Consider the following 7,554-nt stretch of genomic DNA (forward strand, 5'->3'; position numbering starts at 1 on the left):
GCTACGTCGAAGAGCTGCACCTTGATGAAATTAGCGATCAGCTTGCCGCCCTGGCCCAGCGCCAAGGCTTCAACGTTGAGCGCCAAACGATTGAGCTTCAGGGCTTATGTCAAGCATGCCGATCCGTGAGTAATGCCTAATGTCCCAATTTGATGAACTCGCCCCTCAACAGCTTTTTAAGGCGTTAGAGTCAGCGACCACAACAGCTTCCCTGCCCAAGCTTGCAACGCTACTAGATGCCATTCGCTTTAATGAAGACGGCCTGATTCCCGCCATTGCCCAGCAACATGATACGGGCGAAGTACTGATGATGGCGTGGATGAACCGAGAAGCCCTGGAAGAGACGTTAACAACGCAGCGAGTTTGCTACTTCTCACGCTCGCGCCAAAAGCTATGGCGCAAAGGTGAGACATCAGGACAGCAACAGCGCCTTAAAAGCGCAGCGCTAGATTGCGATGGTGATACGCTGCTGGTTCAGGTGGAGCAAACTGGTCCCGCGTGCCATTCCGGCCGTCGCAGCTGCTTTTATGTGTCGCTCGGTGCAGACAGCGCCAAGATTACCAGCGAGCCGCTGATTGATCCGGCCACGCTATACGGTAAAAAAGCGCCGTGAAAAATTGGCTGTTCGCCATTAAACAGGTTTTTCTTAAGCTGCTAACAGCAGTGATGGTGGGCTGTATTCGCGTTTACCAATACACCATCAGCCCACTGCTTGGCCCTCGCTGCCGCTTCTGGCCAAGCTGCTCTTCCTATACCATCGAGGCCATCCAGGTGCACGGCCCTTTCAAAGGCGGCTGGATGGCTGTCAAACGCATCGTGAAATGCCACCCAGGCAGCCCAGGCGGCATGGATCCGGTGCCCGGTGGGCGCAGCGAAGCGCTCTGCCGTGAAAATGACGACCGCCCTACTGAGCGTTGCCGCTCAACCTTCTGCCGCCACTAACGTTTATCCTTGCTTAGCCACCTGATAGATACGCTCTAACATGGCGTGCAGGCCGTTACTGCGCGTGGGTGAAAGGTGCTTATCAAGCCCGAGATCTTTCAAGAAATGCGGCTCGGTCTGATTGATCTCTTCGGCTGTGCGCTCACTATAGATACGCAGCAATACGGCAATTAACCCTGATACGATGGCAGCATCCGATGTAGCCTTGAACACCAGTTTGTCGCCTGCCTGTTCATGGCACGTCCACACGTTGGATTGGCAGCCTTGGATTTTATATTCTTCCGTACGACGCTCCTCCGGAAAGTCAGGCAGCTGCTTTCCCATATCAATAATGTACTGATAACGGTCCATCCAGTTATCAAACATCTCAAACTCTTCGACCAGCTCCTGTTGGGCTAGCTCTGCGCCTGAAGTTGCCATGGCGTATCCTTTGCGTTGATGAATCACAGTCGCGGCTATTATAACGTTTCAGCCCCTGCTTTTGGGGGCGTTTTCAAGCGGTGGCGCTGCTGCTCTTGATGCCACTCATCGGCTTCGGTGTGCAAATAACGGCTGGTGGTATCTAGCTTGGCATGGCGAGCGCTTTCCGCTAAGTAACGCGAGTTATTGTCAAATTCTGTGTATGGCCGGTCAGGCGGCAGTCCTGTCTGACTGATCGGTCAAGGGTTCGCCGTCCTTGAACTGGACGTTGTTCACGACCAGCTCCAGCTTGTTGAACCCCTTGATCCGCTTCCAGCGCTTCTGGGCGCTCTGAAGCAGCTTGAAGACCATCGCCAGGGTCGTCGCTCTGGAGCCGCAGTTCCGGCTGCGCTTGCTCCGCAGGCGGACCGTGGCGAAGGTCGACTCGATCGGGTTGGTGGTGCGGATATGCACCCAGTGTTCTGCCGGGTAGTCATAGAACGCCAGCAGCTCCTCCCGATCCTTGGCCAGGCACTCCATGGCTCTGGGGTACTTGGCCTCGAAGCGTTTCACCGTGCGATCGAAAGCCTTGTGCGCCTCATCGCGGGTCTCGGCCATCCAGATCTCATGGAGGTCGGCCTTGACCTTGGGCTGCACGGATTTCGGCAGTTTATTCAATACGTTGGCAGTCTTATGGACCCAGCAGCGCTGGTGCTCGGTCTCTGGATAGACCTTGCTCAACGCCGCCCAGAAGCCCATGGCGCCGTCGCCAACCGCTAGCTTGGGGGCCGTCGTCAGCCCGCGCTCGCGTAGCCCCGTGAGCAGCTCTTTCCAGCTGGCCTCTGACTCACGCTGCCCATCCTCGACGACGACCAACTCCTTGCGGCCCTGCTCAGTGACGCCGATGATCACCAGCAGACACAGACGGTCATCCATGCGCACGTTGCTGTACACGCCGTCTGCCCACCAGTAGACGTAGCGCTGCTCTGATAAGCCCCGCTTCTGCCACTCGGCGTGCTCAGCCTCCCACTGCTTCTTGAGCCGCGACACAGTATTGGGGTCGTCTCAGAATTCGGAAAATAAAGCACGCTAAGGCGTAGTCACCCCGTGACTCCCCCGCGCCGATGCAGCGAGCTTCGTTCCGTCTTGCAGTGACGCAATCAGCGGGCAGGAAACGTTCCCTTTCCGCGCATGGCAGGCGCACACCAGTTCAGACAGCACGGCCTCCATGCGTGCCAAGTCGGCCATCTTCTCGCGCACATCCTTGAGCTTGTGCTCGGCCAGGCCGCTGGCTTCCTCGCAATGGGTGCCATCCTCCAGCCGCAGTAGCTCGGCGATTTCGTCCAGGCTAAAGCCCAGCCGCTGGGTCGATTTCACGAACCGCACTCGTGTTACATCCGCCTCGCCATAGCGGCGAATGCTGCCATAGGGCTTGTCTGGCTCCGGCAGCAGGCCCTTGCGCTGGTAGAACCGGATGGTCTCCACATTGACCCCGGCCGCCTTGGCAAAAACGCCAATGGTCAGATTCTCCAAATTTTTTCCATATCGCTTGACTCCGTACATAACTACGGAAGTAAGCTTAAGCTATCCAAACCAAATTTGAAAGGGCAAGCGTATGTCTGAACCTCAAAACGGGCGCGGGGCGCTCTTCACTGGCGGGCTAGCCGCCATCCTCGCCTCGGCTTGCTGCCTGGGGCCGCTGGTTCTGATCGCCCTGGGATTCAGCGGGGCCTGGATCGGTAACCTGACCGTGCTGGAACCGTACCGCCCGCTCTTCATCGGCGCGGCACTGGTGGCGCTGTTCTTCGCCTACCGGCGCATTTTCCGCCCCGCTCAAGCCTGCGCACCGGGCGAGGTCTGCGCCATCCCTCAGGTACGTACCTCCTACAAGCTGCTGTACTGGCTGGTGGCGGCCTTGGTGCTGGTCGCGCTCGGCTTCCCCTACATCCTTCCCTTGTTCTACTGATCAGGAGTTCACCATGAGAAAACTGCTCGCATCCTTAGCCCTCGCCAGCCTGGTCGCCACACCCGTCTGGGCGGCCACGCAGACCGTCACCCTGGCGGTGCCGGGCATGACCTGCGCCGCCTGCCCGATTACGGTGAAGACGGCGTTGACCAAGGTCGATGGCGTGACCAAGGCTGAGGTGAGTTTCGAGAACCGCGAGGCCATCGTCACCTTCGACGATACCAAGACCAATGCCCTGGCGCTGACTAAGGCGACCGAGGACGCTGGCTATCCGTCCAGCGTCAAGCAATAGGAGGGACTTCCGATGGCAAATCCTCTCAATCTGTTCACGCGGATCGGTGACAAAGCCGGCTCCGTCGGCGTGCTGATTTCTGCCATAGGCTGCGCCATGTGCTTTCCCGCCCTTGCTAGTCTGGGGGCCGCGTTCGGTCTGGGCTTTTTGAGCCAGTGGGAAGGCCTGTTCATCACCACGCTGCTGCCTCTGTTTGCTGGACTGGCTCTGCTCGTCAATGCCCTCGGCTGGCTCAATCATCGGCAGTGGCGACGGACTGCGCTCGGCCTGATCGGTCCTACCCTGGTACTGGCAGCGGTATTTTTTATGCGGGCTTATGGCTGGCGGAGCGGTTGGCTGCTCTATATCGGCCTGGCCCTCATGTTTGGGGTGTCGATATGGGATCTCGTGTCGCCCGCTCATCGCCGTTGTGGGCCGGATGCCTGTCCGACGCCGCCAAACCAGTGAACCTGACAAGAGACGATCTAATGAGTAACGAAATGACCGAACTGAAAATCATTGGTATGACCTGCGCCTCCTGTGTCGTGCATGTGAAAGAGGCCTTGGAGAAGATTCCGGGCGTGCATCGGGCGGATGTTTCCTACGCCAGCGGGAAGGCCGAACTGAAGGTCGACGAGGGCGCAAGCCGTGAGCAGATGCAGGCCGCTGTCGAGGCCCTGGGGTATCGAGCGGCGTTCGAAGACGCCATGGTACAAGCCCGTCCTGGCCTGCTCGATAAGGCACGGGGTTGGTTGAGCAGCACTGACGCCGGGAAAGAGGGCGACAAGCTCCACGTCGCGGTCATCGGCAGTGGTGGCGCCGCCATGGCGGCCGCGCTCAAGGCGGTGGAAGGCGGTGCCCGCGTCACCCTGATCGAGCGCGGCATCATCGGCGGCACCTGCGTCAACGTGGGCTGCGTGCCCTCCAAGATCATGATTCGTGCCGCGCATGTGGCCCATCTGCGCCGCGAGAGCCCGTTCGACGCCGGGCTTTCCGCCATGACGCCGACCGTCCTACGCGAACGTCTGCTCGCGCAGCAACAAGACCGTGTCGCCGAACTGCGCCACGCCAAGTACGAAAGCATCCTGGAGAGCACGCCGGCGATCAGCGTGCTGCGCGGCACCGCCCGTTTCCAGGACGGCCACACGCTCAGCGTGAAACTGGCCGAGGGTGGCGAGCACATCGTAGCCTTCGACCGCTGCCTGGTCGCCACCGGCGCAAGCGCGGCCGTTCCACCGATTCCAGGACTGAAAGACACGCCGTACTGGACCTCAGACCAGGCACTGGCGAGCGATACAATCCCTAAGCGGCTCGCCGTGATCGGCGCCTCCGTAGTGGCAGTGGAACTGGCGCAGGCCTTCGCCCGGCTGGGTAGCGAGGTCACGATCCTGGCACGCAGTGCGATGTTCTTCCACGAAGACCCGGCCATCGGCGCGGCGGTGACGGAGGCCTTCCGTATGGAGGGCATCGAAGTGCTGGAGCAAACGCAAGCCAGCCAGGTGTCCCACGCCAACGGCGAGTTCGTACTGGCCACCAACCATGGTGAGTTACGTGCCGACCAACTGCTCGTCGCCACCGGCCGCACGCCCAATACCCAGGGCCTGAACCTGGAAGCGGCCGACGTGCAGCTGGACGAGCGCGGCGGCATCCAGATCGACGAGCGCATGCGCACCAGCGCAGCGGATATCTATGCGGCCGGCGACTGCACCGACCAACCGCAGTTCGTCTACGTCGCGGCAGCGGCTGGCACCCGCGCGGCAATCAACATGACCGGCGGCGAGGCCAAGCTCAATCTCGACGTCATGCCGGCCGTGGTGTTCACCGATCCGCAAGTGGCCACCGTCGGCTACAGCGAAGCCGAAGCGCAGCACGCCGGGATCGAAACCGACAGCCGCACCTTGACCCTGGACAACGTGCCGCGCGCGTTGGCCAACTTCGACACGCGGGGTTTCATCAAGTTGGTTGCCGAAGCGGGCTCCGGCCGACTGCTGGGAGTGCAGGCTGTGGCCCCGGAAGCAGGAGAACTGATCCAGACGGCGGTACTCGCCATCCGCAACCGTATGACCGTGCAGGAATTGGCTGACCAGTTGTTCCCCTACCTGACGATGGTCGAGGGACTGAAACTCGCCGCACAGACCTTTAACAAAGACGTCAAACAATTGTCCTGCTGCGCAGGGTAATGAGAGAGGGAGGTTGAAACATGAGCAACACGGCAGACGATCTCGGTAGGTGCGACAGCCTACGCAAGACATGGCAGTTGGTCAGCTTCTGGGGCCTGCCTGCCGTCGTGGCGACGATAGCGATTGTTCTGTCTAATCGACGCCCCGCGTTGTTCCTGGCAGCAGGCGCCGCGCTGGCCGTGATGGGCGGCGCCTGCCTGGTCAACGCCACGCGTTGTCGCCGCCTTCACTGCTACATAACGGGGCCTCACTTCCTGTTGCTCGCAGTTGGTGCGCTATTGGCTTATGTGTTTGACCAAAACGGCGAGCATCTCTCCAGGTTGTGGCTGCTACTGGCTCTGGGAGCTGCACCGTTGCTCATCTGGCTACCTGAGCGCCTAGCCGGAAGGAAATATCTGAGCGCCCCAGTTTGCGGTGAAGGTCGGGAGTGTCGGCGATGAATGCCTACTCCATATCCAGATTGGCCGAGGACGCGGGCGTCAGTGTCCATATAGTCCGAGATTATATGCTGCGCGGCTTGCTGCACCCCGCGCGGCGCACGGAAAGCGGTTACGGCATTTTCGATGAGCGGTCCCTGGCGCGGCTGTGCTTCGTACGTGCCGCCTTTGAGTCCGGTATCGGGCTCGACGAATTGGCGCGGCTCTGTCGAGCGCTCGATGCAGACGATAGTACCGATGTGATCGGGTGTATCGACCGCTTGCTTGGGCAAATCGCGACCCGGCTGGCAGCTTTAGACGCAGTGAAAACGGAGTTGGCCGGGCTGACTCATCGTGCCATCGAAGGTCACACCCATGCGTAATACCAACCAATCCGAATCAATCAAGATGCCCCGCTGGCACGCCTACACGTGGGGTGTGCTCGCCGCGCTCACTTGCCCCTGCCATCTGCCGGTGCTGGCATTACTGCTCTCGGGGACTGCGGCCGGGGCCTTCGTCAGCGAGCATTGGAGCCTCGCGACGCTCGTGCTGACGGTTCTCTTCGTCCTCTTCCTGAGAGCGGCTCTACGGGCCTTTCGGAAGCGGGCGTGACCCGCTCGGAGCACGGCGCGGTCTCCGCTGCCGAGTTGCGGCAGGCTTGGGAGCGTTGGGAATTGTTGCTGCACTGCCAGCCGCAGGTCGATCTGCGCGCAGGTTCGATCGCAGGTGTGGAAGAGTTACTAGGTTTTCTTGGACGATGGAGAAACCCCATCATGAACGCAAACGACACCCCCACTATCAGTTGCTGCGAATGTTGCAAGGAAATTTCCCTTGACGCCGCACTGACGCCGGAAGGTACCGAGTACGTCGTGCACTTCTGTGGCCTTGAATGCTATCAGCGCTTCATATCGCGCGCGGATAAGAGAGCGGCATCCGAGCCTGATCACCCCTGCACACCAGAGGTCAGTACCCGTCACGACGACTAATCTTTGCCTCTGGAAAGTGGCTCTGGTTTTTTTTAGAAAGCGTGAGTCCATTGAGATTTAATGCAAGTCCGCTCGTGGCTAATGTAAGCCCGAAGGCTTCGTCAGTAGTTTTATCTAGGCCGATGCCCGGGAGGATGGCAGCGTGCCTACAGGGCGTCAAAACCGGCTACCCAGAGTCAAATTCACCCCACAGTACAGCGATGCTATAGAGTTACTCGTCAGTCCTGCAGCATCAGTTTTACTCTGCACCTCCATTGTATTCAGTCTGCCGGCAGCCCATTTGCACGAATAGTCTAGTCCTGATAGTCAGGAGCAAGCGCTGCCAAAGGAGCAACGTGTTTAGAACCCGCCTGCAAGCATGAACATAAAGCAGAAATATCCTCTTGAAGGGCCA

12 protein-coding genes and 1 pseudogene are annotated in these 7,554 nt (G+C 59.8%); 10 read left to right on the top strand and 3 right to left on the bottom strand.

The genetic code is table 11. The annotated features are described in order from the left end of the window. Window positions 1-139: 139 nt before the first annotated feature. Both hisI and yidD read left to right on the top strand, forming a co-directional pair. The gene (gene hisI / locus APH30_RS25270) at window positions 140-613 is read left to right on the top strand and encodes a phosphoribosyl-AMP cyclohydrolase (protein WP_034389874.1); all 474 of its coding nucleotides are present in this window, start codon (window positions 140-142) and stop codon (window positions 611-613) included. Next, entirely contained in the window at window positions 610-942 is a 333-nt protein-coding gene (gene yidD / locus APH30_RS25275; protein WP_034389870.1) for a membrane protein insertion efficiency factor YidD, read from the top strand. The genes hisI and yidD overlap by 4 nt, the downstream gene beginning before the upstream one ends. Before the next feature lie 3 nt (window positions 943-945). Here the strand turns inward: yidD and APH30_RS25280 are convergent, their stop codons facing one another. The 3 genes and pseudogenes from APH30_RS25280 to merR all read right to left on the bottom strand — a co-directional run bounded on the left by APH30_RS25280 (window position 946) and on the right by merR (window position 2,904). Beyond that, a complete protein-coding gene (locus APH30_RS25280; protein ID WP_033869425.1) occupies window positions 946-1,362 on the bottom strand; it encodes a SufE family protein in 417 nt (138 codons plus the stop codon). Between the two features lie 210 nt (window positions 1,363-1,572). Beyond that, a pseudogene (locus APH30_RS25285) lies at window positions 1,573-2,397 on the bottom strand (IS256 family transposase); the annotation flags it as partial. Window positions 2,398-2,430: 33 nt separating this feature from the next. Further along, complete coding sequence (merR, locus tag APH30_RS25290; protein ID WP_023102386.1) at window positions 2,431-2,904, bottom strand: Hg(II)-responsive transcriptional regulator; 474 nt, start codon at window positions 2,902-2,904, stop codon at window positions 2,431-2,433. 52 nt (window positions 2,905-2,956) lie between these two features. Between merR and merT the strand changes: the two genes are divergently transcribed. The 8 genes from merT (at window position 2,957) to APH30_RS28470 (ending at window position 7,160) form a co-directional block, all read left to right on the top strand. Further along, window positions 2,957-3,307, top strand: a complete 351-nt coding sequence (gene merT / locus APH30_RS25295) for a mercuric ion transporter MerT (RefSeq protein ID WP_023102385.1) — start codon at window positions 2,957-2,959, stop codon at window positions 3,305-3,307. 13 nt (window positions 3,308-3,320) lie between these two features. Next, complete coding sequence (gene merP / locus APH30_RS25300; protein WP_003131880.1) at window positions 3,321-3,599, top strand: mercury resistance system periplasmic binding protein MerP; 279 nt, start codon at window positions 3,321-3,323, stop codon at window positions 3,597-3,599. A 12-nt stretch (window positions 3,600-3,611) separates the two neighbouring features. Then, window positions 3,612-4,046, top strand: a complete 435-nt coding sequence (gene merC, locus APH30_RS25305) for an organomercurial transporter MerC (protein WP_003131881.1) — start codon at window positions 3,612-3,614, stop codon at window positions 4,044-4,046. Between the two features lie 32 nt (window positions 4,047-4,078). Beyond that, window positions 4,079-5,758, top strand: coding sequence for a mercury(II) reductase (merA, locus tag APH30_RS25310; RefSeq protein ID WP_031633059.1), 1,680 nt, complete (start codon window positions 4,079-4,081; stop codon window positions 5,756-5,758). 20 nt (window positions 5,759-5,778) lie between these two features. After that, window positions 5,779-6,198, top strand: a complete 420-nt coding sequence (locus APH30_RS25315) for a hypothetical protein (protein WP_017849615.1) — start codon at window positions 5,779-5,781, stop codon at window positions 6,196-6,198. Then, on the top strand, window positions 6,195-6,557 hold the full coding sequence (gene merD / locus APH30_RS25320; protein WP_017849614.1) for a mercuric resistance transcriptional repressor MerD: 363 nt from the start codon (window positions 6,195-6,197) through the stop codon (window positions 6,555-6,557). The genes APH30_RS25315 and merD overlap by 4 nt, the downstream gene beginning before the upstream one ends. Then, entirely contained in the window at window positions 6,550-6,786 is a 237-nt protein-coding gene (gene merE, locus APH30_RS25325; RefSeq protein ID WP_017849613.1) for a broad-spectrum mercury transporter MerE, read from the top strand. The genes merD and merE overlap by 8 nt, the downstream gene beginning before the upstream one ends. A 161-nt stretch (window positions 6,787-6,947) precedes the next feature. After that, on the top strand, window positions 6,948-7,160 hold the full coding sequence (locus APH30_RS28470) for a DUF3330 domain-containing protein (protein ID WP_032805095.1): 213 nt from the start codon (window positions 6,948-6,950) through the stop codon (window positions 7,158-7,160). The last annotated feature ends 394 nt before the right edge of the window (window positions 7,161-7,554 follow it).

Origin of the sequence: Pseudomonas sp. NBRC 111127 (genome assembly GCF_001320345.1) — a bacterium.
GTDB classification, from domain to species: Bacteria; Pseudomonadota; Gammaproteobacteria; order Pseudomonadales; family Pseudomonadaceae; genus Aquipseudomonas; species Aquipseudomonas juntendi.